Origin of the sequence: Maricaulis virginensis (genome assembly GCF_027922185.1) — a bacterium.
Lineage (GTDB): Bacteria > Pseudomonadota > Alphaproteobacteria > Caulobacterales > Maricaulaceae > Maricaulis > Maricaulis virginensis.
The window spans coordinates 132,174-157,915 of the sequence record NZ_BSFE01000005.1 but is presented as its reverse complement, the minus strand read 5'-3'; the positions used below and the strand labels follow the sequence as shown (position 1 = coordinate 157,915).

General features: G+C 66.2%; 20 protein-coding genes. 9 read left to right on the top strand and 11 right to left on the bottom strand.

Features of this window, described 5'->3' with window-relative positions; translation table 11 throughout:
* Positions 1 to 27: 27 nt before the first annotated feature.
* From PKE71_RS10525 to PKE71_RS10515, 3 genes are all read right to left on the bottom strand, one after another.
* On the bottom strand, positions 28 to 639 hold the full coding sequence (locus PKE71_RS10525) for an FKBP-type peptidyl-prolyl cis-trans isomerase (RefSeq protein WP_271186931.1): 612 nt from the start codon (positions 637 to 639) through the stop codon (positions 28 to 30).
* Between the two features lie 20 nt (positions 640 to 659).
* The gene (locus PKE71_RS10520; RefSeq protein ID WP_271186930.1) at positions 660 to 3,515 is read right to left on the bottom strand and encodes a M16 family metallopeptidase; all 2,856 of its coding nucleotides are present in this window, start codon (positions 3,513 to 3,515) and stop codon (positions 660 to 662) included.
* Between the two features lie 92 nt (positions 3,516 to 3,607).
* Positions 3,608 to 5,458: an ABC transporter ATP-binding protein gene (locus PKE71_RS10515; RefSeq protein ID WP_271186929.1), complete on the bottom strand. Its 1,851-nt coding sequence runs from the start codon at positions 5,456 to 5,458 to the stop codon at positions 3,608 to 3,610.
* 224 nt (positions 5,459 to 5,682) lie between these two features.
* Between PKE71_RS10515 and PKE71_RS10510 the strand changes: the two genes are divergently transcribed.
* A complete protein-coding gene (locus tag PKE71_RS10510; protein ID WP_271186928.1) occupies positions 5,683 to 9,144 on the top strand; it encodes a PAS domain-containing sensor histidine kinase in 3,462 nt (1,153 codons plus the stop codon).
* 378 nt (positions 9,145 to 9,522) lie between these two features.
* Here PKE71_RS10510 and PKE71_RS10505 read toward each other — a convergent pair whose 3' ends face one another.
* Genes PKE71_RS10505 through PKE71_RS10495 form a run of 3 tightly spaced genes read right to left on the bottom strand, consistent with a single transcriptional unit; the run spans position 9,523 to position 12,916 of the window.
* Positions 9,523 to 10,758 carry an ABC transporter permease gene (locus PKE71_RS10505; RefSeq protein ID WP_271186927.1) on the bottom strand — a complete coding sequence of 412 codons (1,236 nt, stop codon included), beginning with the start codon at positions 10,756 to 10,758 and terminating at the stop codon, positions 9,523 to 9,525.
* Positions 10,755 to 11,435, bottom strand: coding sequence for an ABC transporter ATP-binding protein (locus PKE71_RS10500; protein WP_271186926.1), 681 nt, complete (start codon positions 11,433 to 11,435; stop codon positions 10,755 to 10,757). The genes PKE71_RS10505 and PKE71_RS10500 overlap by 4 nt, the downstream gene beginning before the upstream one ends.
* On the bottom strand, positions 11,432 to 12,916 hold the full coding sequence (locus PKE71_RS10495) for an efflux RND transporter periplasmic adaptor subunit (RefSeq protein WP_271186925.1): 1,485 nt from the start codon (positions 12,914 to 12,916) through the stop codon (positions 11,432 to 11,434). The genes PKE71_RS10500 and PKE71_RS10495 overlap by 4 nt, the downstream gene beginning before the upstream one ends.
* 167 nt (positions 12,917 to 13,083) lie before the next feature.
* Here PKE71_RS10495 and PKE71_RS10490 point away from each other — a divergent pair, with 167 nt between their 5' ends.
* The gene (locus PKE71_RS10490) at positions 13,084 to 13,395 is read left to right on the top strand and encodes a hypothetical protein (RefSeq protein WP_271186924.1); all 312 of its coding nucleotides are present in this window, start codon (positions 13,084 to 13,086) and stop codon (positions 13,393 to 13,395) included.
* A 29-nt stretch (positions 13,396 to 13,424) separates the two neighbouring features.
* Entirely contained in the window at positions 13,425 to 13,763 is a 339-nt protein-coding gene (locus PKE71_RS10485; protein ID WP_271186923.1) for a zinc ribbon domain-containing protein YjdM, read from the top strand.
* Here the strand turns inward: PKE71_RS10485 and PKE71_RS10480 are convergent.
* Positions 13,760 to 15,166 carry an alginate export family protein gene (locus tag PKE71_RS10480; RefSeq protein WP_271186922.1) on the bottom strand — a complete coding sequence of 469 codons (1,407 nt, stop codon included), beginning with the start codon at positions 15,164 to 15,166 and terminating at the stop codon, positions 13,760 to 13,762. The genes PKE71_RS10485 and PKE71_RS10480 overlap by 4 nt on opposite strands.
* A 55-nt stretch (positions 15,167 to 15,221) precedes the next feature.
* On the opposite strand from PKE71_RS10480, the gene PKE71_RS10475 reads away from it, so the two are divergent.
* Together PKE71_RS10475 and PKE71_RS10470 are read left to right on the top strand one after the other, a co-directional pair.
* The gene (locus PKE71_RS10475) at positions 15,222 to 15,578 is read left to right on the top strand and encodes an ArsR/SmtB family transcription factor (protein WP_271186921.1); all 357 of its coding nucleotides are present in this window, start codon (positions 15,222 to 15,224) and stop codon (positions 15,576 to 15,578) included.
* A 75-nt stretch (positions 15,579 to 15,653) separates the two neighbouring features.
* A complete protein-coding gene (locus PKE71_RS10470) occupies positions 15,654 to 16,028 on the top strand; it encodes a hypothetical protein (protein ID WP_271186920.1) in 375 nt (124 codons plus the stop codon).
* Here PKE71_RS10470 and PKE71_RS10465 read toward each other — a convergent pair whose 3' ends face one another.
* Positions 16,029 to 16,679 (bottom strand): glutathione S-transferase family protein, encoded by a 651-nt coding sequence (locus PKE71_RS10465; protein ID WP_271186919.1) that lies wholly within the window; start codon positions 16,677 to 16,679, stop codon positions 16,029 to 16,031.
* Between the two features lie 136 nt (positions 16,680 to 16,815).
* Here PKE71_RS10465 and PKE71_RS10460 point away from each other — a divergent pair, with 136 nt between their 5' ends.
* The 3 genes from PKE71_RS10460 (at position 16,816) to PKE71_RS10450 (ending at position 21,138) form a co-directional block, all read left to right on the top strand.
* Positions 16,816 to 17,424, top strand: a complete 609-nt coding sequence (locus tag PKE71_RS10460; protein WP_271186918.1) for a CGNR zinc finger domain-containing protein — start codon at positions 16,816 to 16,818, stop codon at positions 17,422 to 17,424.
* A gap of 119 nt (positions 17,425 to 17,543) precedes the next feature.
* Positions 17,544 to 20,276 carry a M16 family metallopeptidase gene (locus tag PKE71_RS10455; protein ID WP_271186917.1) on the top strand — a complete coding sequence of 911 codons (2,733 nt, stop codon included), beginning with the start codon at positions 17,544 to 17,546 and terminating at the stop codon, positions 20,274 to 20,276.
* Positions 20,277 to 20,451: 175 nt separating this feature from the next.
* Entirely contained in the window at positions 20,452 to 21,138 is a 687-nt protein-coding gene (locus tag PKE71_RS10450; RefSeq protein ID WP_271186916.1) for a DUF4336 domain-containing protein, read from the top strand.
* A gap of 15 nt (positions 21,139 to 21,153) precedes the next feature.
* On the opposite strand, the gene PKE71_RS10445 is transcribed toward PKE71_RS10450, so the two are convergent.
* From PKE71_RS10445 to proB, 3 genes are all read right to left on the bottom strand, one after another.
* On the bottom strand, positions 21,154 to 21,933 hold the full coding sequence (locus tag PKE71_RS10445; protein WP_271186915.1) for an SDR family oxidoreductase: 780 nt from the start codon (positions 21,931 to 21,933) through the stop codon (positions 21,154 to 21,156).
* A 484-nt stretch (positions 21,934 to 22,417) separates the two neighbouring features.
* Positions 22,418 to 23,335, bottom strand: a complete 918-nt coding sequence (locus tag PKE71_RS10440; RefSeq protein ID WP_271186914.1) for an acyl-CoA thioesterase — start codon at positions 23,333 to 23,335, stop codon at positions 22,418 to 22,420.
* Between the two features lie 100 nt (positions 23,336 to 23,435).
* On the bottom strand, positions 23,436 to 24,593 hold the full coding sequence (proB, locus tag PKE71_RS10435) for a glutamate 5-kinase (RefSeq protein WP_271186913.1): 1,158 nt from the start codon (positions 24,591 to 24,593) through the stop codon (positions 23,436 to 23,438).
* 344 nt (positions 24,594 to 24,937) lie between these two features.
* Between proB and PKE71_RS10430 the strand changes: the two genes are divergently transcribed.
* Complete coding sequence (locus tag PKE71_RS10430) at positions 24,938 to 25,717, top strand: pyrroline-5-carboxylate reductase family protein (protein WP_271186912.1); 780 nt, start codon at positions 24,938 to 24,940, stop codon at positions 25,715 to 25,717.
* Positions 25,718 to 25,742: the final 25 nt, after the last annotated feature.

The window sequence follows — 25,742 nt, the reverse complement described above, 5'->3', positions numbered from 1 at the left end:
CCGGTTCCCACTTTTGCTGAAAATGCTCTAGCCGGCATCGTCCGCGGGACCGGCCTCGCTGTTTTCCGCTTCAGGCAGCCCCACCAGCTCGAGCTGGAAGACCAGCGCCTGGTTGGGACCGATCGGGCCGCCGGGCGTGCCGCGCACGCCATAGCCCAGATCCGGCGGAATATAGAGTTCCCAGGTCTCGCCGACCCGCATCAGCGGCAGGGCCTCGACCCAGCCGCGGATCAGGCGGTCGGACGGGAAGGTTGCCGGCTGGCCGCGCGAATAGGAGGAGTCGAACTCCTCGCCGTGCGGGAACAGGCCGCGATAGTGGACCGTCACCAGATCGCCGCGCTCGGGCGAGAGGGCATCCTCACCGGCCGACTGGCGGATACGGAAGACAAGACCATTGTCGAGCTCGAACACGCAGCGTTCCTCGCGGACGCTGTCGAGATAGGCCGTCGCCGCGTCGGCATTTTCCTGCGCGTTCGGCCGGCTTTCCGGCGCGTCCACTGTCAGGATGGCCGTGTCGTCCGGCGTGTTGCAGCTGCGGGCCCGGGCAATGGCTTCCGCGTCCGTTGCGGGCGGTGCCGCCGTGCAGCCTGCAACGAGGCCCAGAACGGCAACAGTCGTCAACCAGCTGAATGTCTTCATGTCTCAAACCCTCCGGGTACTCACTCGCCGTCACGCGGCAGGATAGTAACGCGCCAGCTGTCCTGCGGTTGCAGATAGGTTTCCGCCAGGGCGACGAGATCCTCGCGCGTGATGCTCTCATAGTCGGCGGTCAGGGCCCGGATCCGCTCCAGCCGGTCCGGGTGCGACCAGGACTGCGCCAGCCAGCTCATCCAGGCGCCGTTGTTCTCGAACGCATTCTCGATCTGTTCGAGCAGCGGACGGCGGGCCCGCAGCACTTCGTCCTCGGTGATCTCGCCCGCGGCGAGATCCGCCGCCAGCTCCTCGATCGCGGCATAGGTCGCGTCGACATTCTCGACGCGGACATCGGCCCCGACATAGAGATAGCCGTAATCGGGATAGACATCGGACGTGTTGGTATTGTTGAAGGCCGAATAGGTGAAGCCCTCCTGCTCGCGCAGGCGCTCGGTCAGCTTGAGATCGAACACGGCCCGCAGCAGCGACAGGGCTCGCGTGCGGCGCGGATCGCTGTCGTCGAAGGTCGGCCAGTAGACATTCGCCATCGCCTGGTAATCCGGGCCGTTGTGATAGAGCACGACGGGCTCCTCGACCGGGTCCGGGAAGCGGATGGTCCGGGCTTCGTCATAATCCGGCCAGCTCGCCGCCCGTTCGGGCAGCGCCCCCAGCGTCGGGGCGAGCGCCGCGACGAGATCCGCCTCGGACACATCGCCAACGACAGTCACCTCGATCGGTGCCGCCTCCAGGGCCGGCTCCAGGAAGGCCTGGACGGCGGCCATGTCGATGGCGGCAACCTGCTCGGGATCGGGCAGGCCATAGCGCGGATCGCCGCCCCGGATCATCCGCGTGACATCCGCCTGCAGCACGCCGGACGGCGAGGAATAGAGATTGCGGCGGATTTCCGGAATGACGGCGCGGAACTGGTCCAGACCTTCCTGGCGCCAGCCCGGATCGGTCAGGAAGGCGGTGAGAAGATCGAACTGCACCCGCAGGTCCGACGGGGTTGTGGTGGCCTGGAAGGAGAAGCTGTCATCGCCCACGCCGAAGCCATAGCCGATATTGCGGCCGGCCAGAACACGGCCGAGCTCGTCCTCGCTGTGCGCGCCCAGACCGGCGGAGGTGAAGACCGAACCGGAAACGATGTCGACACCGTCCAGGGCCCGCGGCTCGAGCTCGCCGCGGCCGAAATCCAGGCGCAACCGGATCGAGCCATCCTCGAAATCGGTCTGCTTGAAGGTCACGGCAACGCCGTTTTCGAACTGGAAGCGCACCAGGCCGAGATCCTCGATCTCCTCGCGCGAGACCACCTCGCCGGCCGGGCCGAAATCGCCATAGGCAAACTCGCTCGCACCGCTGTCCTCAGGCGCTTCAACCGGCTGTTCGCGGCTTTCCGTCCAGGTCTGGCGGATCTCGTCTTCGGGATTTTCCAGCTCCATCGGCGATGCGAGGAACAGCAACGGCTCCACGCCCTCCCACTGCTCGCGGAAGGCCGCATTGACGGCCTCGACGGTGACATCGTCCAGCGAAGCCTCGAACCGCTCCAGCATGGAGGCCGGCGTGGTCAGCACCTGCTCCTGGCGCCACATCGACCAGGTCTGGTCGGCGAGATTGGCGCTGGTGCGCGTGCCGGCCTGGTCGGCCGCATCGCGCAGCGCGGTGCGCATATTGGCGATCTGCTCGGCGAGCTCGGCTTCGGTGAAGCCATGCTCGACGGCACGCCGCAGCTCCTGCTCGACCACGGCAATCCCGTCCTGCCACTGGTCCGGCCGCATGATGGCCAGCACCGTGGCCCGGTCGGCAATCTCGAAATCGGAACCGTGATTGGCCGAGGCCTGGATCAGCGGCGAAGTGCCGGAACTGGTCAGCGTCGCAAAGCGGCGCGACAGGATGGCATCGCCCAGATTGGCCAGATTGTTCTCGAAACGGGCCTGGGTGGTGTCCAGCTCGTCCTCGTGGGGACGCACGGCGTCGACCGTAAAGATGGTGTAGATTTCCGGGTCGTGGAAATAGCCCACCGAAAGCGGGCGGCCCTCGGTGACGGATCCGATATCCGGATCGCCGCGCGGGTCCTCGATGGACTGCCAGTCGGCGAATTCATCGCGGATCTTGGCCTCGATCGCGTCCGGATCGACATCGCCGACGACGACCAGCATGCCGCGCTGCGGCACGTAGAAATTCTCGTAATAGTCGACAAAGCGCTCGCGCTGGGCCGTCTCGATCACATCGACCGTGCCGATGGCATCGCGGTCGGGCACCAGCGAATCCGGCAGGCGGAAGCGCCACAGCGCCGTGTTCCAGCGGCGGATCGGCGTGTTGCGGAAACGCTCCTCGGACAGGATGACGCCGCGCTCGCGATCGATCGCCTCGCTGTCCATCAGGAGTTCGCTGGCGGTCTGGCGCATCAGGAAGAGCGCCGTATCCAGCGTTTCCTCGTCCACCTCGGGGATGTCGAGCTGATAACCAACCGTCTCATAGCCGGTGAAGGCATTGGTATCGGGGCCGAACTGCAGGCCATGGCGCTCGAGCAGCGGCACCATCTCGCCCTCGGGCACTTCGGCGGAGCCGTTGAAGGCCATGTGTTCGATGAAGTGGGCGAGACCGCGCTGGTCCTCCGCCTCGGCAAGCGAACCGGCGTTGAAAACCAGACGGACGGAAGCGACATTCGGCGGCGTGTCGTTCTGGCGGATGGCATAGCGCAGCCCGTTGTCGAGCTGACCGTAGCGCACATCCGGATCGGCCGGCAGGTCGGAGACCTCGTGGACCCAGGTGTATTCCTGCTCCTGCGGCGTCTCGGCAGACGGCTGGCAGGCCACAAGAAATGCGGCCATCGCGATCAGCGATACGCGCTTGAATACTCCGGACACCGGACCTTGCGACATGAGGCTCCCCCTGTTTGCAGCCGACCGAGCCTAGCGATCTGCAGCCGCAAGTCGAGTGAAAGCCCCGTCAGACTGCAGTCACGTGATGCCGGTCACGCCTCGACGGGATCGTGTTCGGCGACCCAGTGACCCGGCACGACCTCGACCAGCTCGGGGCGGTATTGCTCCGCATCCGGATCGTCTACCAGCTTCGATTTCATGAAGCGCAGCTGGGCCCGGGTATCCATCGGCGAGGGCAGTTCGCCGTCCAGCTTGATGCGGACCTTGTTCTTCTCGACCTTGGGATCGGGCACCGGCACGGCAGAGATCAGCGCCTGGGTATAGGGGTGGCGCGCATCCTCGTAGATCTGGTCGCGATCGGCCATCTCCACCACGCGGCCCAGATACAGCACCATCACGCGGTGCGAGATTTCGCGGACGACAGACAGGTCGTGCGAGATGAAGATCATCGACAGATCCATCTCCTGCTGCAGCTTGATCAGCAGTTCGACAATCTGGGCCTGGATGGACACATCGAGCGCGGACACCGCCTCGTCGCAGATCACCAGTTTGGGTTTCAGGATCATCGCCCGCGCGATACCCACGCGCTGGTTCTGGCCGCCGGACAGTTCGTGCGGATAGCGGTTGATCATGTTCGGGTCGAGCCCGACGCGCTTCATCATCTCGCGCACGGCCTCGGTCCGGGCCTTCTTCTTCATCGACTTGCGGAAGATCAGCATCGGCTCCTCGATCGAGGCACCGATGGTCATGCGCGGGTCGAGCGAGGCGAGCGGATCCTGGAAAACGATCTGCAGGTCTTCGCGCGCCTTGCGCATGTCGTTCTTCTTGAGCCCAAGCAGGTCACGGCCGATCCACGATACCGCGCCGTCCGTCGCGGGCACCAGACGCAGGACGGCGCGCGCGAGTGTCGACTTGCCGCAACCGGATTCGCCCACCACGCCCAGCGTCTCGCCGGGTTTCAGGTCGAAGCTGATACCGTCGACGGCACGCAGCGTCTTGTATTGCGGCTGCAGCCCGCCGGAGACGCGGATCGGGAACTGCACCTTGACGTCGGACACCGACAGCAGCGGCTCGGCATCGGCCCCCGCGGCGACCGGCGCCAGCGGTGTGTGACCGGGCCGGTTAGGCTGGTCGAGACGCGGCATCGCATCGAGCAGCATGCGCGTATAGGCATTCTGCGGCGCGTCGAAAATCGCCTCCGCCGTGCCTTCCTCGACATAGACGCCGTCCTTCATCACCTGGACGCGGTCGGCCATGCGCGCCACCACGCCCATATCGTGGGTGATCAGGGCCAGCGCCGCACCGGTATCGCGCTTCAGCTCGTCCATGATGTCCAGCACTTCGGCCTGGACCGTCACGTCGAGCGCGGTGGTCGGTTCGTCGCAGATCAGAAGGTCCGGTTCGCACAGCATCGACATCGCGATCATGACGCGCTGGCGCATGCCGCCCGAGAGTTCGTGCGGGTATTGTTTCAGGCGGCGCGCCGCCTCCGGGATGCGCACCCGGTCGAGCCATTCCAGCGCGCGTCTTTCGGCGTCTGCGCCGTTCATCTTCATGTGAATGCCCAGCACTTCCTGCATCTGGGCGCCGATACGCATGTGCGGCGTGAGCGAGGTGAGCGGGTCCTGGAAGATCATCGTCATGTGACGGCCGCGCACACTGTTGAGCTGGTGCGGCCGCAGGCCGAGGATTTCCTTGTCGCGATACTTGATCGAGCCCCTGGCCTGGCCATTCGAGGCCAGAAGCCCCATCGCGGCGAGGAAGGTCTGGCTCTTGCCCGAGCCCGACTCGCCGACCACCGCCAGGCACTCGCCGGGGTCGATCTTCAGCGACACGCCCTTGACCGCATTCACAGTTCCATCCGGCGTATCGAAGGCCACCGTCAGGTCGGAAACCTGCAGTATAGGCGCAGTATCCTTGTGGACGCCTCCTGTGTCGGACAAAGCACAACTCCTCAAACACACACTCGAAACGGGGGAGCATATCGACGGAATTCGCCTTGACCAGTACCCGCATCATTGTCGAATGCAGCGATCCTGCGGCGGAACTTGCTGCCTTTCGACGCCCGCGACGGAAAGCCTTCCCATGATATACGCGATTGATGCAAACTGAGACCGATGCATGGCACGATCGGGCATTTGGGACGAAGATCTGACCGGATGACAGGATGACTGCGAACGCTGCGGAAATGCTGCGCGCGCTCTACAGCGCTGCGCCGGTCGCCGTCATCATGCTCGATACCAGGGGCCGGATCGACAGCGCCAATCCCGCCGCGACGCGCCTTTTCGGACAGACCGAGGCAAGTCTTCTGGGCCAGCGCGGCGATGTGCTGTTCGCCTCGCCCCGTGATTTCGACGCCCTGGCCGAAACCGGCTTCGGGCTGGATACAGACCGCGAGACGCACGAATTCACCGCCCGCTACCGGGCGCGCGGCGGGCGCGTTCTCGATGGCGAGACCGTTGCCAGCCGCATCGCCGGCGATGACGAAGCCTTGCTGGGCACGCTGCTAATCATTCGTGATGTTTCAGCGGAGCGTTCGCTCCAGGCGCGGCTGGAAGCCAGCGACATCCAGCTCCGCGCTGCCCTGGCTTCGGCCAATGAGGGGGCGTTTTCCCTCAATCTTGCGACCGGTCTCGGCTCGTCGCGCGGCTTCATCAACGAGTTCCTGGGCATCCAGACGTCCGATGCCACGATCCGGCTGGAGCGCCTCCTGGATGTGATCGCTGCCGACATGCGCGACACGGTCGCCGGCGCGATCAACCGGCTGTCCCGCGCGCCGGGCGAGGCCCTGCATGTCACCTTCCGCGCCGAACGGGCCGATGGCGAGACCCGCTGGCTGGAGATGCGCGGCCGGGTATCCGAGTTCGCGCGCGACGGGTCCCCGCTGCGCCTGTCCGGTGTGATCGCCGATGTCACCGAACGCCAGTCGCTGGAGGAACAGCTGGCCGAACGCGAGCGCCAGCTGGCCAACGCCATCGATGCCGGGTCCTGCGGCGTCTGGGAGCTGGATACCGAGACGGGGCGCGTCACGCTGATCGGCCCCATTCGCGACATGCTCGGCCTCGAGCCCGGCCAGACGCAGATCGATACCGCCTACTGGCTCGAGCGGATCCATGCCGATCAGCGCGACAGCGTGATCGCCCGGATCGATGCGCTGGCGGCGGGGGAGTCCGACCGGATGGATGTGGAATACCAGCTGCGCGACGCCCGCACCGACAGCTGGACCTGGCTGCGCTCGCGCGGCCGGCGGCTCAGCGAGGAGTCCGGCGGGCGCCTCGCAGCCGGCATCCTGACCGACATCAACGAACGCAAGGCCCTGCAATCCCGGCTCGCCGCCAATGAACGCATGCTGCGCGAGGCGGTCGACTCGGCCAATGAAGGGGTCTGGAGCCTCGATATCGAGGCCGGAACGCTCAGGGCCTCCGGCCTGCTGGCGAGCCTTCTGGGCACAACCGGCAGCGACGAGGCCGTGCCGGCCCGGCGCTGGGCCGATGCCATTCTGGAAGACGATCTGGAAGATGGCCGCAAACGCTATCGCCGCCTCTTGCAGGTTCGCCGGCAGTCGCCGTCCGGACCGCCGAGTTCGCGGATCTGGGAGTTCCGGATGCGGGGCCGCGACGGCGAGGTTCTCTGGCTGCGGGCTGGCGGACAGATCGTCGGCTGGACCGCCGAAGGCAGCCCGGCCCGTATCGCCGGCACCGTGATCAACATCACCGAGGAGCGCCGCCTGCGCGACGAGCTCGACCAGAGCGAGGCCCGCCTGCGCGAGGCACTCGCCGGCGCGCGCGAAGGCGCCTGGCATTTCGATCTCCAGACACGGGTCGGCGAGGTCACCGGGATCATTTCGGAAATGATGGGCCTGCCGCCGCGCGATGCCCGCATCACCTATGACGACTGGGCGGCCCGGATTCACCCCGACGACATGGCCGATGCCCGGCGCATCGTCGATTCGATGGCAGACGGCGAGACCACGTCCATCGACACGGTCGTGCGCTACCGGTCCGAGGCCGACGGCTGGATCCATATCCACATCCGCGGGCGCGTCTCCCGGCATGACGAGCGCGGCGCGCCGCGCGTCGCCGACGGTTTCATCACCGACATTTCCGAACGCGTGCGCACCGAGCGCCGGCTCAGCCAGCGCGAACAGCAGCTCGCCGAAGCGGTGGACGCGGCATCGGTCGGGCTGTGGCGGATCGAGACCGGGAGCCAGACCGTCTCGCTCCAGGGCACCATCGTCGCGGAACTCATCGCCGATGGAACCGAGACCACGATCGCTCTGGAGGACTGGTTCTCCCGGCTGCACCCGGACGATCTTCCGGCCGCCGAGATGGCCCGCCAGGCCTTCCGGGACCCGTCACACGGTCCGGTCGATGCCGAGCACCGCGTGCGTGACCGCAATGGCGACTGGATCTGGTACCGCTCGACCGGCAGCGTCGTCGAACGCGATGAGGACGGGCTGCCCAAAATCATCAGCGGCGTGATCTGGAATATCGATGCCGCGCAGCGGGCCGAGGCGGAACTCGCCGAACGCCAGACGCGGTTCGAACGCATCTTCCGCGCCACGCCGGCGATGATGCACACGATCGACAGCAACGGCTATATCGTCGAGGTCAGCGATTACTGGCTCGCCCATCTGGGCTATCGCCGGGAAGACGTGATCGGCCGCAAGTCGATCGACTTCCTGGATGCCGAGTCGCGCAAACGGGCCGTGGAAACCAACCTGCCCAACCTCTTCCGCACTGGCGCCAATACCAATATCCCCTATCGCTTCCTGCGGTCTGACGGCAGTGCGATCGACGTGCTGCTCTCATCCTTCCTGGAGCGCGACGGCGAAGGGCAGCCGCTGCGCAGCTATGCCACGCTGACCGATGTGACGGCGCTGCGCGAGGCCAACCTGCTTCTGGAACGGTCCAACCGCGAGCTTGACCAGTTCGCCACGGTCGCCTCGCACGACCTGCAGGAACCGCTGCGCAAGATCGCCGCCTTTTCCAGCCTGGTCCGCCGCCGCTATGGCGAGCGTCTCGACGAGGACGGGCGCCGCAATCTGGAATTCCTGGTCGATGCCGCGCACCGGATGCAGCGCCTGATCGACGATCTCCTGACCTATTCCCGTCTCGCCAGCCAGCCCTTCGAATACCAGCCCGTCGACCTGGCCGGCCCTGTAGCGCAAGCCCTGGAAAACCTCGACGCCTCGGTGTCGGAGAACCAGGCCCGTATCGAGATCGGCGACATGCCGACCGTGCGCGCGGATCCCGTGATCCTGACACAGATATTCCAGAATCTGATCGGCAACGCGCTGAAATACCGCAGCTTTGCCACGCCGGAAGTCGATATCAGCGCGCGGCGGGACGGCGATCGCTGGATCATTGCCGTCAGCGATAACGGCATCGGTCTCGATATCAAGTTTGCGGAGAAGATCTTCGCCCCCTTCCAGCGCCTGCATTCGCACGAAGCCTATCCGGGCACCGGGATCGGGCTGGCCATGGTGCGCCAGGCCGTGGAACGCCATGGCGGCGAGATCTGGGTGAAGAGCGCGCCGGGCAGCGGCGCGACCTTCTATTTCACCCTGCCCGCCGACCGGTCCATGCCGGCACCCGAACCGGTCAGTCTCGACAACGCCGCCAAATAGCGCGCCTTGAAGGAGCCATTTCGAACCCAAAGGGTTCGCAAGCGCGACCGCGCGCCGGCCGGTCAGGCCGCCCCATCGGAGACGTTCGCGAAGCGAACTGTCGTGAGATCAGAAAAATGGCGCGCCTTGCGGGATCAGGTTCAAACCCCGCAGCCCTGAGCGCGTTCCATGCGAGCATCGACCCCGGCACCGAAAGCGATGACAGGCCCGGGTCGGGCGGAGCGGGAACAAAGAAAAAAGCGCGCCTCGCGGGATCAGGTTCAAACCCCGCAGCCTTGAGCGCGTTCCATGCGAGCATCGACCTCGGCACCGAAAGCGATGACAGGCCCGGGTCGGGCGGAGCGGGAACAAAGAAAGAGATGGCGCGAGCCAGGCCCGCTATTCGAAGCGCAGCGCCTCGATCGGATCGAGACGCGAGGCCCGGTGCGCCGGGTAGAAGCCGAAGAAAACCCCGACGAGCGCCGATGCGCCGATGGCAATCGCCACGATCAGCGGGTTGATGGCAATCTCCAGCTCGCCGACCTCGGCATAGACGAGCGTGCCGCCGACACCGACCACGAGCCCCGCCAGACCGCCGATCAGGCACAGAACGATACTCTCGATCAGGAACTGGTTGCGCACGTCGCGCCGCCGCGCACCGACGGCCAGGCGCAGGCCGATCTCGCGCGTGCGCTCGGTCACCGAGACCAGCATGATGTTCATGATGCCGATACCGCCGACCAGCAGCACGATCCCCGCCCCCACGGCGAGCAGCAGGCCCAGCTGGCTCTCCGTCTCGTTCTGGGCGCGGATGAATTCGGCCAGATTGCCGACGAAGAAATTGTCTTCCGCACCGGGCTGGATATCCCGCCGGATCCGCAAGAGGTCCTGGATGTCCTCGATGACGCGCGCATTGTTCTCGCCCGGGGCGATATCGACGAACACCGTCTGCACGCCGTCGCGCTGGGTGACACGCACGCCGGCGCCGAAGCGCTGGCGGATCGTGTTCAGCGGCGCAAAGATCACATCGTCCTGGTCCTGGCCCCAATTATTGTCGCCGCGCTCCATCACCGTGCCGATCACCTCGAAGGGCTGGCCGCCGATGCGCAGGGACTGGCCGATCGGACTGGCGCCGTCGAACAGTTCGGAAATGATGGTCTGGCCGACGATCGCATAGCGCCGGCCGGCCGCTTCCTCGGCGGCCGAGAAGCTGCGCCCCTGATCGATCTCCCAGCCGCGGGCCGACAGGTAGTCGGGATTGATGCCGACAATGCGGGTCGTCCAGTTGGCGCCGCCGAACACCACGGCAGAGGATGTCGTCACTTCGCCGGACGCCCCGGCCACACCGGCAATCTGCGTGCGCAGGGCTTCCACATCGCCATCGGTCAGCGGATCGGCCGTACCGGCCCCGCCGCGCCGTCCGCCGAACATGCTGGAGCCGGGCCGGATGATCAGCAGGTTGGCGCCGAAACTGGCGATCTGTTCCTCGACGGCCTGCTTGGTGCCTTCGCTGATCGAGACCAGCACGATGACCGAAGCGACGCCGATCACGACGCCCAGCATGGCCAGCGCGCTGCGCAGGGCGTTCACGCGGAGCGCGATCAGGGCGATGCGCAGGGAGGCGGCGAGATTCATTGGCGGTCCTCCACGATCCGGCCGTCCCGGAACACGATCTGGCGCCGCGCATGATCGGCGACTTCCTGTTCGTGGGTCACGATGATGATGGTGATCCCCTCGCGATTGAGCTGGTCGAAGATCGCCATGATGTCGGCCGAGGTCCGCGAGTCGAGCGCGCCCGTGGGTTCGTCGGCCAGCAGGATTTTCGGATCGTTGACGAGGCCGCGGGCAATCGCCACGCGCTGCTGCTGGCCGCCGGACAGCTGGTTGGGCTGGTGGTCCGAGCGATCGCCCAGCCCCACCTGTTCCAGCCGCGCCATGGCCCGCTTGCGCCGTTCCGCAGCCGGCACACCGGCATAGACCAGCGGCAGCGCGGCATTTTCCAGCGCCGAGGTGCGCGAGAGCAGGTTGAACTGCTGGAAGACGAAGCCGATCGTGCGGTTGCGGAAAGCGGCGAGCCGGTCGGCATCCAGCGCCAGAAGATCCTCGCCCGCAATATGCAGCGAGCCGGAGTCCGGCCGGTCCAGCGCGCCCAGCATGTTCATGAAGGTCGACTTGCCGGATCCCGATGCCCCCGTGACGGCGACATATTCGCCTGCGGCGATATCGACACTGACCCCGTCCAGCGCCCGCACGGTCTGGTCGCCCATCGTGTAGACGCGGACAAGGTCGCGGCAGGCGATCAGTGCGCTCATTCGCGCACCTCGCGGGCGCGGGTCACCACGGCCTCGCCGGCTTCCAGTCGGCCGCCGACCACTTCACTTTTCTGGCTGTCGGAAATACCGACACGGATCGGCCGCTCGACCAGCGTGCCGTCCGCCTCCTCCACCCAGACCGTGGCCGAGCGGGTCTCGCGCATCTGGCGCTGGAAGGTGCGATAGCGTTCCAGCTGGTCCTCGTCGAGCAGCGGGCGGATCTCGCGGTCGATCTCGGCCTGCAGGGCCTCGCGGTCGAACTCGCCGCCGGCCTGGGCCTGGCTCATCGCCCGTCCCATGGCGGCGCGGAAAATGCCGCGAATCTGGTCCTGCTGGGCGGCATCGAGACCGACAGCCTCGCTGAGACGCGTCATGGGATCATTGCCGCCGCCCGGCCCGCCGGGAACGCCCCGGCCGCCGCCTTGCGGACCACCGCCGCCTTCGGCCAGCGGCTGTGTCCGCCCCTCCAGCGCCGGTGAGGGCCGGAAGCGCAGGGCCGCATTGGACACGGTGAGAACGCCGGTCCGCTCGCCGGTGATGATATCCATGTTCGCCGTCATGCCGGGCAGCAGCAGCTCGTCCGGGTTCGCGGCCAGCACGACCACCGTGTAGGTGACGACATTGTTCAGCGTCTCCGGCGCCAGGCGGATCTGGTCGACCACGCCTTCCATCTCGGTGTCCGGATGCGCGTCCACCGTGAAGCGCACCGGCTGGCCGGCGCGGATCTGGCCGATATCGGCCTCATCGATCTGGGCGTCGATCTGCACCTGGCCGAGATCCTGGGCGATGGTGAACAGCACGGGCGCCGTCATGCTTGCCGCGACGGTCTGGCCGACATCGACGGCCCGGTCGACGACAATACCGTTGATCGGCGCACGGATCGTCGTGCGCTCGAGATCGATCCGGGCACTCGCCAGCGAGGCATCGCGCTGGGCCAGCACGGCCTGGGCATTGGCGATCTGGGCGCGCGCCACCTCGACATCGGCCTGGGCCGCGTCGAGCGCGGTCTGGGCGGTATCGAGCGAGGTCTGGGCGACCGTGCCGCGTTCGCGCAGCGTCGCCATGCGGTCGAATTCCAGCTGGGCCTCGCGCAGCGTGGCCTGGGCCCGCGCCAGCGAGGCGCGCTGCAATTGCAGGCTCGCCGCCGCCGTCGCACGCGCAGCCTCGGCTTCGGTGACACGGGTCTCGTAGGTCTGCGGATCGAGCCGGGCGATGACCTGGCCCTCCTCGACCTCATCGTTGAAATCGACATGCAGTTCGGCGATCTGGCCGGACAATTGCGAGCCGACCTCGACCGTTACCAGCGCGCTGACCGCCCCGGACGCCGCCACGATGCGGCGCACATCGGCCGGGGCCGCAGCCTCGGTCTCGATCGTCACCTCGCCGCTGCCGCCTTCGCCGCGGCCGAACATCCACCAGCCGCCGCCGGCGATGACGACAAGTGCAACCGCCCCGGCAATCCAACGCCTGTTGTCGAGCATTCCGTATCCCCTTCACGATCCGGCCCTTGCGGCCCCGCCACCCCTGCGGACGGTGCAACGCGGCACGGCGGATAATCCGTCGCGGCAGATGCAGGTCATCGCATGTAGCTCACGGGCAGGGGAAAGGCTATGACAGGACGTATCGAGTTCAGCGGAAGGCGCCGCGCGTGGAGGAAATCGAGTTCCTGCTGTCCGTCCCGGGCATGCCGCTGGCCTTGCGCCTCGCGCCGCTGGTTGCTGTCGTGGTGTGGATCTTCATCACCGTCAATCTCTGGCGCGGCGGCTTCACCGACCTCACCGAACGCCTCAGCCGCCCGCGCTATGCCGGTCCGGAGCGGGCCCGCGCCGTGATGATGATCCCGCTGCGCGCGCTCATGCTGGCCGGCGTCGCAGGCTTTGCCGCCGTGATGACCGTGCTCGGCCTGCTGTTCAACGCCGCCGTTATCCTCAATATCATCCAGGCTGTGCGCGGGCTCTGAGCTCCGCTGAAAAACAAGGAAACCCTGTCATGAGCGAGCTCCCGCCCTGTCCCGAATGCGGCTCGGCCTTCACCTATGAGGACGGTGCGCTGCTCGTCTGTCCGGAATGCGCCCATGAATGGACGGCCGGCGCAGCACCGGCAGCGGCAAGCGGCCCGGTCTGGCGCGACGCCAACGGCACCGAGCTGGCCGATGGCGACACGGTCACCGTGATCAAGGATCTCAAGATCAAGGGCACGTCCCAGGTCGTGAAGGTCGGCACCAAGGTGAAGAATATCCGGCTCGTCGAGGGCGATCACGATATCGACTGCCGCATCGACGGCGTCGGCCAGATGGGCCTGAAAAGCGAGTTCGTGAAGAAGGTCTAGAAGCTCAGCGTCACCTGCCCGTAGCCGAGCAGGGTCGTTCCGGTGCCCGGCCCGCCGGGAACATTGTCCGGAAACTCGCCCGCCAGGAAAGCCGACGCGCCGATCTCGAATTCCAGCCCTTCAGGGCCGGGCCGGTAGCGGGCGCGCCCGTCGATCGCGTGTCCGAGAAAGCGGCCGGACCGGCCGGACGGGTCCCGCAGTCCGGCAATCACCCAGCTGTCGGTCGCACTGGCCAGCGACGCCGCCGACCAGGCGATGCGCGCATCCCAGCGCGGCCCCGGCTCGACCTCCAGACGCAGGCCCGGCGCGCTGAGATTGGCCGGGGTCAGCGGTCCGTGCAGGCTGGTATTGTTCAGATCCGTGCGCCGCGAACCGAACAGCCGCTCATACTGGTCGAACCGCCCGTCATCGGGTTTCTCGTCGCCGCTCGCCCAGTAGTATTCCGCCGCCAGGCGGGGCTGCCAGGGCAGGTCGAATGTGTATCCGACGGCGGCAAACAGCATGGTGGCGCTGACATCCAGGTTTTCCGTGTCGGTAGCCGCCCGGCTGGCCCGGCGGCGGCCGAGACGCCAGGCGCCTTCCACATCGACATCCCAGCGGCCGGCCTGCGGTGCACGATAGGCCCGCACGCCGGAGGTCACATACTGCCGGTTCGGCGTGGGTGTGCCGGCGGTATCGCGCTCCGTCAGCCCGTAGACGAAGACCTCGCCGGTCAGGCCATCGGCGAGTGCCGGCGCCACATCCTTGCGCCGGTAGTGGACGGCCCAGATGCGCCGGTTCCACTCCTCCTCATCGCCGGACATGCGGTTGTCCGCGATCTCGGCCCGGTTGCCGGGCCGCCGGGAGACCGGGACCACCGCAACCAGGTGCAGCTCGTCGCCGCGGGCATTGTCAGCGCGATAGTGAAGACCGGTATAGCTCTTGATCACATTGGCATAGCTGATGCGCTCGATCTGCCGTTTCGAGCCGATGCTCACCGTCTGCCGGCCGACTGTCAGCGTTGCCGATCCGTCGGCGCCGAGAAGCGAGGGCAGATCGGCGCGGGCGTAGAGCTGCAGCACGTCCAGCGGATTGACATAACTCGTGCTCAGCGGCGTGCCGCTGTCGTCCAGCCAGGCGCGGCTGTCCTGCAGTTCCAGACCGAAAGTGACCGGCTGTATCTCGTATTCGGCGAGCAGCAGATTGCGCATGAACAGCGCCTGGTCGCCGCCGGAACCGCCGGCGCGGAACTGGCCGTCCAGCGTTTCATAGCGCAGGCGCGTTTCCCCCGACACGGACAGGCGCGACGGTTGTGCATCCTGGGCCAGTGTACCGGCGCTGACGATCGTGGCCGACACAAGGGCGGCACTGAAAGAGGCAGAACGCGGAAGGCAGGATTGGCCATGGCAGCGCGGCGCATGCATGATAGGTCTCCGAAACGATGCCCGCTCCGCCTATACGATACGGTTCAATTGTTCAATGACTGTTGAAATGAATGACAGCCCGGCCGATGACGAAGCCGCCGCCCGCCTCTCCGCACTCGGTCATCCGACCCGGCTTCGCGTCTTCCGCACGCTGATCACGGCGGGCCCCGACGGCATGCCCGCCGGCGAACTGGCCGCGCGCGTCGGGGTAGCGAAGAACAATCTGTCCTCGCATCTCAACGTGCTGCGGCAGGGTGGGCTGATCGTCATGAGGCCGTCAGGCCGGTCCCGCATCTATGCCGTCGACCTCGACACGATCGCCGCCACGATCGGCTATCTCGTATCCGACTGCTGCCAGGGCCATCCCGAAGTGTGCGAAGCCCTGTCTCCCGGCATGGAACGTGCCTGTTGATTCAATAATACATGAACTATTGTATCATTTGGCTGACAGGATCATACTCCCCGGACACACAACCGGGAGGTCATCATGAGCATTGCAACACTGAACGGCATTCTGGCGGCGGCGCTTGCCGCTGCAGTCCAGACAGGGGTCGAACCGTCGGACGTCAGCATCCGCATCATCGGTTCGGGCACGCTGGAATGCACTTTCCAGACGGCGGACGGCGAAGTCAGGCGGCAGCAGCGGGCGCGCCGGTCCGGCAGTTTCGAGACCGTCCGCGCGAGCGACGTGCTGTCGGGCCAGTGCATCTACAGCGTTCCGGAGAACCGCGAGCTGCATGTCCGCATCATGGAAGCGGGACAGTTCGCCTGCCCGTTCGAGCCGGGCATCACCCCCGAAGAATGCTCGGTAACGTTCAATGGCGAGGCAAGCGGCACGTTCGACCTGGCCCCGGCGGGATAATCAGCCGGCCATCTCGTCCGGAAAGTTGCGGGTCCAGACATCGCCGAAACGGTCATGCGCCCGCACGGCACGGCCGATCGCGGCGAGGCGCGGTGTTTCGGCGTCGAACCAGTCACGGCCAGGCCGCCAGAACGTCATCGCGCCGAGATAGATGTCGACCGCGGTCAGACGTCCGCCCAGGAACCAGGGTCCGGCGGCGCGGCTGCCGGAGGCCTGTTGCTCGAGGATGCGGTAGAGCCGCTTGCCATGGGCATCGACCGTCTCGCGGAAGCCGGCCCGGCCTTCCGGAGCGGGCACGAAGCGCGCCGGCACATCGCCATAGGTGTAGGTCGGGTAGACATTGGCCACCAGAAAGACGAGCGCGTTGAGGAAGTCCGCCCTTTCGTGCGCGTCGGGACCGGGCACGAGCGAGGTCTCGGCGGCCAGGTCTGCCAGGTGCAGCGTGATCGCCGCGCTCTCGGTCATCACCGTGCCGTCATCGAGCACCAGCGTCGGGATCTGGGCCAGCGGGTTGATGCCCTCCAGCGCGTCGCGCGCACTGTCGTCGGCAAACAGGTCGCCGACCGGCTCGAGCGTGTGCGCCAGCCCGTACCAGGCCAGCTGTGCCTCGGCGATCACCGATCCCCAGCCTGCACGTGCATAGAGTTTCATCATCCTCTCCCGTCTCCATCCCCCGCCGCACTGTCACCGGTCTGGCGGCAAACGCGGCTAACTGGTAAAAACTAGTTTGGAGGTTATCGATGAGTCAACTTGTAAAATGCATTTTACCGGTTAGCCGGGCCCTGCCGTGACGGATTTCGGGCCGGAACACTTCATCGGCGGCCGGCTGTGCGTCGATTTCTGCAACACCGCAGACGGCCGCGAGACCGCCTTCGTCGACGCGCTCACCGAACCGGCGGACGCCGTGCGCTGGATGACGGTGTCAGGCGCATGGCACGACGGCGACGCTGCAGCCCTGGACGCGCATCTGGCCGATACCGGCGCCTGGGAACGCTTCCACGCAACCGCCCATGATCTGCGCGAAGCGATCTATGCCGCCCTGACCACCCGCATGCATGACGGTCAGCCCGCCGCGCAGGCGCTCGACCGCCTCGCCACGCACTATCGCGCGATGGCCGGGCGGGCCGCCCTCGTCACCCGGGCGAATGGCCAGACACAGCCGGACTGGTCCGGCGCGGATGCGGCGACCCGCTTTCTCGCGCCCATCGTGATGGATGCGGTGGCGTTGCTGGCCGAAGACAATGCCGTGCGGCTGAAACAGTGCGACGGCGAACGCTGCGGCTGGCTCTTCCTCGACACCTCCAAGGCCGGACGCCGCCGCTGGTGCGACATGGCGACCTGCGGCAATGTCTCGAAAGCCCGCCGTCATGCGGCCCGGAAACAGCCTTCGAGCTAGCGCCAGACGGCCTCCGGCGGCGCCGGAAACCTAACATTACGGGAATTTTACTTAACCGGGTGGTGTCCGGCGTTGCACTTTGCGACCATAAATCCTGCATCACAGGTTAGGGGTACACCATGAAACGACTACTCACGGCTGCGCTCGCTGCGGCCGTCTCGCTTGGAGGTCTCGCGAGCGCACAGACGCCCGAGATCGACATTCCTTACGAGAGCTTCGAGCTCGAGAACGGCCTGACGGTCGTTGTCCACGAGGACCGCAAGGCGCCGATCGTCGCCGTGTCCATCTGGTACGGCGTCGGCTCGGCCGACGAACCGGCCGGCCGCACGGGCTTCGCCCACCTGTTCGAACACCTGATGTTCAACGGGTCGGAAAATTACAATGACGATTATTTCGGTCCGTTCGAACAGGTCGGCGCGACCGGCATGAACGGCACGACCTGGTTCGACCGCACCAACTACTTCCAGACCGTGCCGACACCGGCCCTGGAAATGGCGCTGTGGATGGAATCCGACCGGATGACCCACCTCCTGGGCGCCATCGACCAGGAACGCCTCGACGAGCAGCGCGGCGTTGTGCAGAACGAGAAGCGCCAGGGCGACAACCAGCCTTACGGCATGGTGGAATACTCCCAGCTGCGCGCGCTCTTCCCGGAAGGCCATCCTTACGCCCACTCCACGATCGGTTCGATGGAAGACCTCGATGCCGCCTCGCTGGAAGACGTGCAGGACTGGTTCCGCCAGTATTACGGCGCCTCCAACGCGGTTCTGGTGCTCGCCGGCGACATTGACGCCGAAGAGGCCCGCCCGCTGGTGCAGCGCTATTTCGGCGACGCGCCGGTCGGCCCGCCGGTCACCCGCATGGACCAGTGGATCCCGGAGCGCGAGCGCGACACGACCGAGACCATGTATGACGACGTGCCGCAGGCGCGCATCTACCGCACCTGGGTCGTGCCGGGCCGCATCACCGAGGAACGCGCCCAGCTCGAACTGTTCGCCACCGTCCTGGGCGGCGGCCGCACCTCGCGCCTCTATCGCGACTTCGTCTTCGACCGCCAGGTCGCGACCCGCGCCGTGGCCTATGTCGAGGAACACCAGCTCGCCAGCCAGTTCCACATCGAGGTGACCCTCAATCCGGGTGAAGACCCTGAAGCCGCCTCGGCCCGTATCGACGAGATCGTCGCCGAACTGCTCGCCGAAGGTCCGACCGATGACGAGCTGGCCGCTGCGCGCACGCGCATCAACGCCTCCACCATTCGCGGTCTGGAACAGATCGGCGGGTTCGGCGGCAAGGCCGTCACGCTTGCCGAAGGCCAGCTCTATGCCGGCGATCCGGCGTTCTGGCGCACCCTGCTGGACCGTCTGAACACGGCCAGCGCCGAGGCGATCACCGCCACGGCGAACGAGTGGCTGTCCACCGGCTATCACGAGATCACCGTCCTGCCCTTCGGCGAATTCCAGAGCGTCGCCACCGACGCCGACCGTTCGGCCCTGCCGTCGGTCACGGAAACGCCGGAACTGGTCTGGCCGGCCGTCGAGACGGCCGAGCTGTCCAACGGCATGGATATCGTCTTCGTGCGCCGCGACGCCGTTCCGGTCGTGGAAATGCAGATGGTGTTCGATGCCGGCTATGCCGCCGACAGCGTCGAAGGCGGCCAGACGGGTCTGGCCAGCTTCACCATGAACATGCTGGACGAAGGTGCCGGCCGCATGGACGCGCTGGAGATTGCCGCCGAGGCCGAACGCCTGGGTGCCAACCTGTCCACCGGTGCCGGTCTCGACCAGTCCACGGTGACGCTTTCGGCCCTGCGCTCCAACCTGCGTGACTCGCTCGATCTGATGGCGACCGTGATCACCGATCCGACTTTCGCCGATGACGATATCGAGCGGATCCGCGAGCAGACGCTGAACGGCATCCGCCAGGAAATGGCCAATCCGATTGCCATCGCCCTGCGCATGCTGCCGCCGGAAATGTATGGCGAAGGCCATGCCTATTCGGTGCCGTTCACCGGTTCGGGCACGATGGAGAATGTGACGGGCTTCACCCGTGACGATCTCGTCGCGCACCACCGCACCTGGATGCGTCCGGACAATGCGACGCTGTTCATCGTCGGCGACACGACGCTGGACGAGATCACGCCGATGCTGGAGCGTGCCTTCCGCCGCTGGGATGCGCCGAGCACCCCGCTGCCGCAGAAGAACATGGCCCGCGCGGAAAATGCCGACAGTGCCCGCGTGATCATCGTGGACCGTCCGAACTCGCCGCAATCGCTCATCCTGGCCGGTCTGATCGGTCCGGAAGGCACGGTGGAGAATCCGGAAGTCTATTCCGCGATGAATGACGCCATCGGCGGCTCCTTCACCGCCCGGGTCAACATGAACCTGCGTGAAGACAAGGGCTGGTCCTACGGTGCCCAGACCCTGCTCTGGGGCGCCCGCGGACAGCGTCCGTGGATCGTCTATGCGCCGGTCCAGACCGACCGCACGGCGGACAGCCTTGCCGAACTGCTGCGGGAGTTCAACGAGTTCACCTCCACCAACCCGGCCACGGCCGAGGAGCTGGAGCGCTCGATCAACAACTCCACCCGCTCCCTGCCCGGTCAGTTCGAGACCGCCGCCGCCGTCCGCGGCAGCCTCGTCTCGAGCCAGAATTACGGCCGCGACTGGGACTATCCGGCGAGCCTGACCGAGCGCTATCGCTCGCTCGACCTCGAAGAGGTCCGGGCCGCGGCGCGCGAAGTGGTTCACCCCGAACAGCTGGTCTGGCTGATCGTGGGCGATGCCGCCCAGATCGAGGAAAGCATCCGCGCCCTCGACATGGGTGAAATCGAGATCCGCCAGCTGGGCCAGTAAGCCCCGGCCCGCCGGCCGCAAGGCCACAGGCGAAACAGGACCGGGCGCCGGAGCTATCTCCGGCGCCCGTTTCTTTTTGCGTTCACCCCGGCCCGGCGCAGTTGCCAGCACCGGGACACACGCCTAGGCTTCAGCCAACCTTGTCCTGCAGACAAGGCTGTGCGGAGCGCCTCTCGTGCTTGAAACCCTTGCGGACGATATCTGGATTGCCGGCGGCCCGACGGTAACCGGGGCCGGCGGGTTCCGCTATCCCACACGCATGGCGCTGGTCCGGCTGGCCGATGGCGGATTATTCGTCTGGTCGCCGGTCGCGCTCGACGACACGCTGCGGGCCGAAGTGGACGCGCTCGGCCCGGTGACGCACATCGTGGCGCCGAATTCCCTGCACCATCTTTTCATTGCTGACTGGGCCGCCGCCTGGCCGGAAGCCCGGGTGCATGCGGCGCCGGGCCTGGCGAAAACCCGGCCCGGCCTCACCTTTCACGCCACGCTGGGCGACACGCCCGATCCGGCCTGGGCCGGCACGCTCGACCAGGTCGTCATGCGCGGCAATGCGATCACCACCGAGACGGTGTTCTTTCACCGGCCCAGCGGCACGGTGATCGTGACGGATCTGATCCAGCATCTGCCCGATGACTGGTTTTCCGGCTGGCGCAGGCTGATCGCGAAATGGGACCGGATGACCGGGCCCGAGCCTGCCGTGCCGCGCAAATTCCGCCTCGCCTTCACCAACCGCAAGGCGGCCCGCGCCGCGCGCGACCGCCTTCTGGCCTGGCCGGCCGAACGGCTGGTGATGGCCCACGGCGCCCCCGTCACCGAAGACGCCGCCGGCCTCCTCCGCCGGGCATTTTCCTGGCTCTGAGCGGAACCCGGAGCCCTACGAGCCGCCGCGCGTATGGGCGACGCCGCCATCGACGATCAGGGTCGAGCCGACGACATAATCGCCCGCCCGCGACGCCAGGAAGATCGCCGCGCCCGCCATGTCCTCCGGCGTGCCGATCCGGCCAGACGGTACATAGTTGGAAACGAGGTCGGCATGGTCGCGCGCCGCCTTGTTCATCGACGAGGCAAAGGCGCCCGGCGCGATCGCCGTCACCACCACGTTCGACTTCACCAGTTCCAGCGCCATGCGCTTGGTCAGATGGATCAGGCCGGACTTGGAGGCGGCGTAGGAATAGGTCTCCATCATGTTGACCGACAGGCCGTCGATCGAGGCGATATTGATCACCTTGGAGGGGCGCTCCGGCGAGGCCTTGGCCTTCAGCGCGCCGAACAGGGCCTGGGTCAGGAAGAAGGGGGATTTCACGTTGAGATCCATCACCTTGTCCCAGCCGCTCTCGGGGAATTCCTCGAAGGGTGCGCCCCAGGCAGCGCCGGCATTATTGACCAGGATATCCAGCGAGTTCTCATGCTCGAGATACTGTTTGGCCAGCGCCTGCGCCCCATCGGCGCCCGACACATCGGCCGGCAGGGCGATACACGTGCCCAGTTCCGACAGGCGTTCCGCCGTCGCCAGGCAGTCCGGCGCCTTGCGCGAGGAGATATAGACCTTCGCCCCGGCCCGCACATAGCCCTCGGCAATCATCTCGCCGATCCCGCGCGACCCGCCGGTAATCAGCGCCGTGCGCCCTTCAAGGGAAAACAGAGTATCGAGCATGGGGACCTCCCGCTTTGGATTATTGTGTTGCGGGAAGAGTTAGCGGGTGGGAGCAAACCTGTCGAGGGGGCGGTATGGAAGATAGCACGTTCTTCTCCCCTTCCGGGGAGAAGGTGCCGCGAAGCGGCGGATGAGGGGCGCGCGGCAGCGCCGCCAAGAGTCTTGATTGGCCGCTCCGCGGCCGCCCCTCACCCTGCCCTCTCCCCAAGAGGGGAGAGGAAGGGCTGGAGAAAACTTATCCCCGCCCGGCCGGGCCGGGTTAGACTGGCGGGGCTGTTTCTCATTGCCGGTTTTCCGCTTTCGCGCCCCGCCTTCCGGGCTCTGGTGCAGCCTTGTCACCCCGTGGCACCGCAATGTCGCACCGATGGGGCCGTTATGATGGTGCTATGGGGCAGGCATGCGACAGGTCCGGCACATCAAAGGCCGGGCAAATATGCCTTAACCCATTTGATTTTATTAACTTTTCCGGACCACCCCGGCAAAATCAGTCCCGGACCCTTATCAGACCTTCCTGGGCCGCCGAGGCGACCAGCTTGCCGTCGCGGGTGAAGATCTGGCCGCGGTTGAAGCCGCGGGCACCGCCGGACCAGGGGGCGTCGGTGGCGTAGAGCAGCCAGTCATCCATGCGCACATCGTCATGGAACCACAGGGCGTGATCGAGGCTGGCGGACTGCATCTTGCGCGTCATCCAGCTGACCCCGTGCGGCTGCATGCAGGTCGACAGGAGGCCCATGTCCGACGCGAAGGCGAGCACGGCCCGGTGCATCAGCTGGTTCTCGCCGATCGAGCCGGAGGCGCGGATCCACAGATTGCGCACCGGGGCGCGCTTGTCCGGATTGACCGGGTTCCAGATCTCGACCGGGCGGATCTCGATCGGCCGCGAACGGGTGAGAAACTTGTAGAGCGGTTCCGGGATCTCGTCCTTGTAGCGCTGGAAGATTTCCGCTTCCGAGGGCAGGTCGTCCGGCGCCGGCACATCCGGCATCTCCGCCTGGTGCTCCAGCCCTTTTTCCTTGCGCTGGAAGGAGGCCGTCATGTTCAGGATCGGCTTGCCGCGCTGCATGGCGATGACGCGGCGGTTGGAGAAGCTGCCGCCGTCATAGTCGCGCTCGACGCGATAGATGATGGGGAAATCCTCGTCGCCGGGCCGCATGAAATAGGCGTGCAGGGAGTGGACGACCCGTTCGGGTTCGACCGAACCGACCGCCGACATCAGTGCCTGGGCAATGACCTGGCCGCCGAAGACACGCCCCCGACCGCCGGGGTTACGGGGACCGCGATAGAGGTCGACATCGATCTCCTCGACATCGAGCAGGGTGACGAGGCCTTCGGCCAGTTCCTGCGGCGTCGGGCGGCGGCGTTTCTTCGCTTCGCCGTGCGGGTGTTCATCCCCGTCCATCATGCGGCCTCTTTCACGATTGCGTGTTGCACTGCGGCAAGTCTGGACCGTCCGGACGCAAATTTCCAGCTTCCGGTACGCCGCAATGCAGGAGGCAGACCGTCTAGGAGGCGACGAGCTTCAGCGACTTGGTCGGCGCATCCCAGGGCAGGTGATTGTCTTCGAGCATCACCATGTTGTCGCGATTGATGATTTCCGGGCGCGCGTGATAGCCCAGCAATTCCTCGACATCCTGGTCGGCATGGCGGGCAAGCACCATGGTCTCGTCGGACGAGAAATTCGTCAGGCCGCGGGCCAGCTCCTCACCGTCCTCGTCATAGACGTGCAGCACATCGCCCTTCTGGAAGTCGCCATGGATCTTGACGATATCCTCGTGGCCGACGCCCGCCTTGCTCTCGCGCAGCTTGGCTGCGGCGTCCTGGCGGATCACCAGACCGCCGGCACGGTGCAGGCGGTTGGTCAGCCAGACCGCCCAGGACGAGGCCGGCGTGCCCTTGGCGATGCAGCGCGTGTGACGGCGCTCGCCCTTGAGGATGCCGGACACGGGGCGATCGATGACGCCCTCGCCGATCAGCGTGTTGACGCCGGCATTCTGCGCCATGTTGGCGGCGCGCATCTTGGTCAGCATGCCGCCCGAGCCCAGCGAGCTGGTACCGGTGGTGACCTCGAGATACTCGCTGACATCCTCGACCGTCTCGATGAACCGGGCCTCCGGATCCTCCGGATTGCGGTCATAGAGCCCGTCGATATTGGTCAGCAGGATCAGATGGTCGGCCTGGATCATCTGCGCCACCTTGGCCGCCAGGCGGTCATTGTCGCCGACGCGGATTTCCTCGGTCGTGATCGTGTCGTTCTCGTTCACGATCGGCATGATGCCGTGCTCGAACAGGCGCTGGATCGTGTTCTTGGTGTTGAGGAAGCGGCGGCGCTCCTCCAGATCTTCCAGCGTGACGAGAATCTGGGCGATGTCGAAGCCGTGCTCGTGGGCGACCTGCTTGTAGGCATTGAGCAGCAGCGGCTGGCCGCAGGCGGCAGCGGCCTGCTTGTCCAGCACGCCGGCCTCTTCCGGCGACTTCTTGATCGAGTTCAGCCCCAGGGCCACCGAGCCCGAGGAGGCCAGCACCACATCATATCCTTCCTCGCGCAGCTGCGCGATGTCGGCCAGAAGGCCATGCATGAAGGCGTATTTCAGGGTCAGCCGGCCATCATTGGCCAACAGGCTGGACCCGATTTTCACGACGATGCGGTTTCGAACACTCACAAGAGGCTCCTCGGTGGCGCGGAACGATGCTGCTCCGCAAAAAGACTGTGCGCAAAATATTTTGCGTTCAAATTTTTTCAACCCCAAAACCCGGACACGGCCATGCAATATCGCCGCGTCCGCGTCATAACTTATAGCGCAAAGCTGAACGATTGCTTGCCATCCCGGTTTTCTACGCCTTCGGAAATATAATTTGAATTCGAAATATATTTTGCTATGTATCCGGTCATCAGCGGCTCGATGCGCTTTCCGGCGCGTCGAGCGCATTTGTTGTGAGCCTGTCGCAATCGCGTCAACACGTGCGTATTCTGGCGCCGGGCCTCGACAGCGCAGAAGGATTGGCGATGGACATTCTGATGATCGGTTGCGGGAATATGGGCGGTGCCATGCTGCGCCGCTGGGTGGATGCGGTTCCGGCCAGCTATACGGCCGTCAACCGGACACCGTCCGCGATACCCGCCGGCGCCGGTCATGCAGGGTCTCCGGACGACCTGTCAGGGCGGACATTCGACGCCATCGTCATTGCCGTCAAACCGCAGCAGATCGCCGATATCGTGCCGGCCTACATGCCTTTCCTGAAGGATGATGGCTGCGTCATCTCCATCGCTGCGGGCTTCTCGATCGCCTCGATGAAGGCCACCCTCGGCGACCGGCCGGCGATCCGCATCATGCCCAACCTGCCGGCCCAGATCGGCCGCGGCGTGAACGGGCTCTATGCCGATCCGTCCTGCTCTCCGGCCCATCGCGACCTGGCCGACCGGCTGGCGAAGGCCACCGGCTCGGCCATCTGGCTGGACACCGAGGACGAGATCGACCGGATCACGGCGGTTGCCGGCTCCGGCACCGGCTATGTCTTCGAGATCGCCCGCGCCTATGTTGCGGCCGCCGAACGCCTGGGCTTCGCCCCGGACACCGCCCGCACCCTGGTCCTCGAGACCCTGGCAGGTGCGGTGGAAATGGCGGCGCAGAGCGAGACGAGCCTGGAAGATCTGCGCAATTCCGTGATGAGCAAGAAGGGCACGACCGAGGCGGGCATCCATGCGCTGCGCCGCGACGGGCTGCTCGAGCAATTGCTCGTCGAAACCACGGAGGCGGCGTACGCACGCGCCTGCGAATTGCGCTAGTTGCCGCGCCTCCGAAACTCACCGA

What these genes read in the sequence shown, in the direction of transcription:
- PKE71_RS10525 (WP_271186931.1), bottom strand. Translation starts at nt 639, where the DNA reads ATGAAGACATTCAGCTGGTTGACGACTGTTGCCGTTCTGGGCCTCGTT.
- PKE71_RS10520 (WP_271186930.1), bottom strand. Translation starts at nt 3,515, where the DNA reads ATGTCGCAAGGTCCGGTGTCCGGAGTATTCAAGCGCGTATCGCTGATC.
- PKE71_RS10510 (WP_271186928.1), top strand. Translation starts at nt 5,683, where the DNA reads ATGACTGCGAACGCTGCGGAAATGCTGCGCGCGCTCTACAGCGCTGCG.
- PKE71_RS10505 (WP_271186927.1), bottom strand. Translation starts at nt 10,758, where the DNA reads ATGAATCTCGCCGCCTCCCTGCGCATCGCCCTGATCGCGCTCCGCGTG.
- PKE71_RS10500 (WP_271186926.1), bottom strand. Translation starts at nt 11,435, where the DNA reads ATGAGCGCACTGATCGCCTGCCGCGACCTTGTCCGCGTCTACACGATG.
- PKE71_RS10495 (WP_271186925.1), bottom strand. Translation starts at nt 12,916, where the DNA reads ATGCTCGACAACAGGCGTTGGATTGCCGGGGCGGTTGCACTTGTCGTC.
- PKE71_RS10485 (WP_271186923.1), top strand. Translation starts at nt 13,425, where the DNA reads ATGAGCGAGCTCCCGCCCTGTCCCGAATGCGGCTCGGCCTTCACCTAT.
- PKE71_RS10480 (WP_271186922.1), bottom strand. Translation starts at nt 15,166, where the DNA reads ATGCATGCGCCGCGCTGCCATGGCCAATCCTGCCTTCCGCGTTCTGCC.
- PKE71_RS10475 (WP_271186921.1), top strand. Translation starts at nt 15,222, where the DNA reads ATGACTGTTGAAATGAATGACAGCCCGGCCGATGACGAAGCCGCCGCC.
- PKE71_RS10470 (WP_271186920.1), top strand. Translation starts at nt 15,654, where the DNA reads ATGAGCATTGCAACACTGAACGGCATTCTGGCGGCGGCGCTTGCCGCT.
- PKE71_RS10465 (WP_271186919.1), bottom strand. Translation starts at nt 16,679, where the DNA reads ATGAAACTCTATGCACGTGCAGGCTGGGGATCGGTGATCGCCGAGGCA.
- PKE71_RS10455 (WP_271186917.1), top strand. Translation starts at nt 17,544, where the DNA reads ATGAAACGACTACTCACGGCTGCGCTCGCTGCGGCCGTCTCGCTTGGA.
- PKE71_RS10445 (WP_271186915.1), bottom strand. Translation starts at nt 21,933, where the DNA reads ATGCTCGATACTCTGTTTTCCCTTGAAGGGCGCACGGCGCTGATTACC.
- PKE71_RS10440 (WP_271186914.1), bottom strand. Translation starts at nt 23,335, where the DNA reads ATGATGGACGGGGATGAACACCCGCACGGCGAAGCGAAGAAACGCCGC.
- PKE71_RS10430 (WP_271186912.1), top strand. Translation starts at nt 24,938, where the DNA reads ATGGACATTCTGATGATCGGTTGCGGGAATATGGGCGGTGCCATGCTG.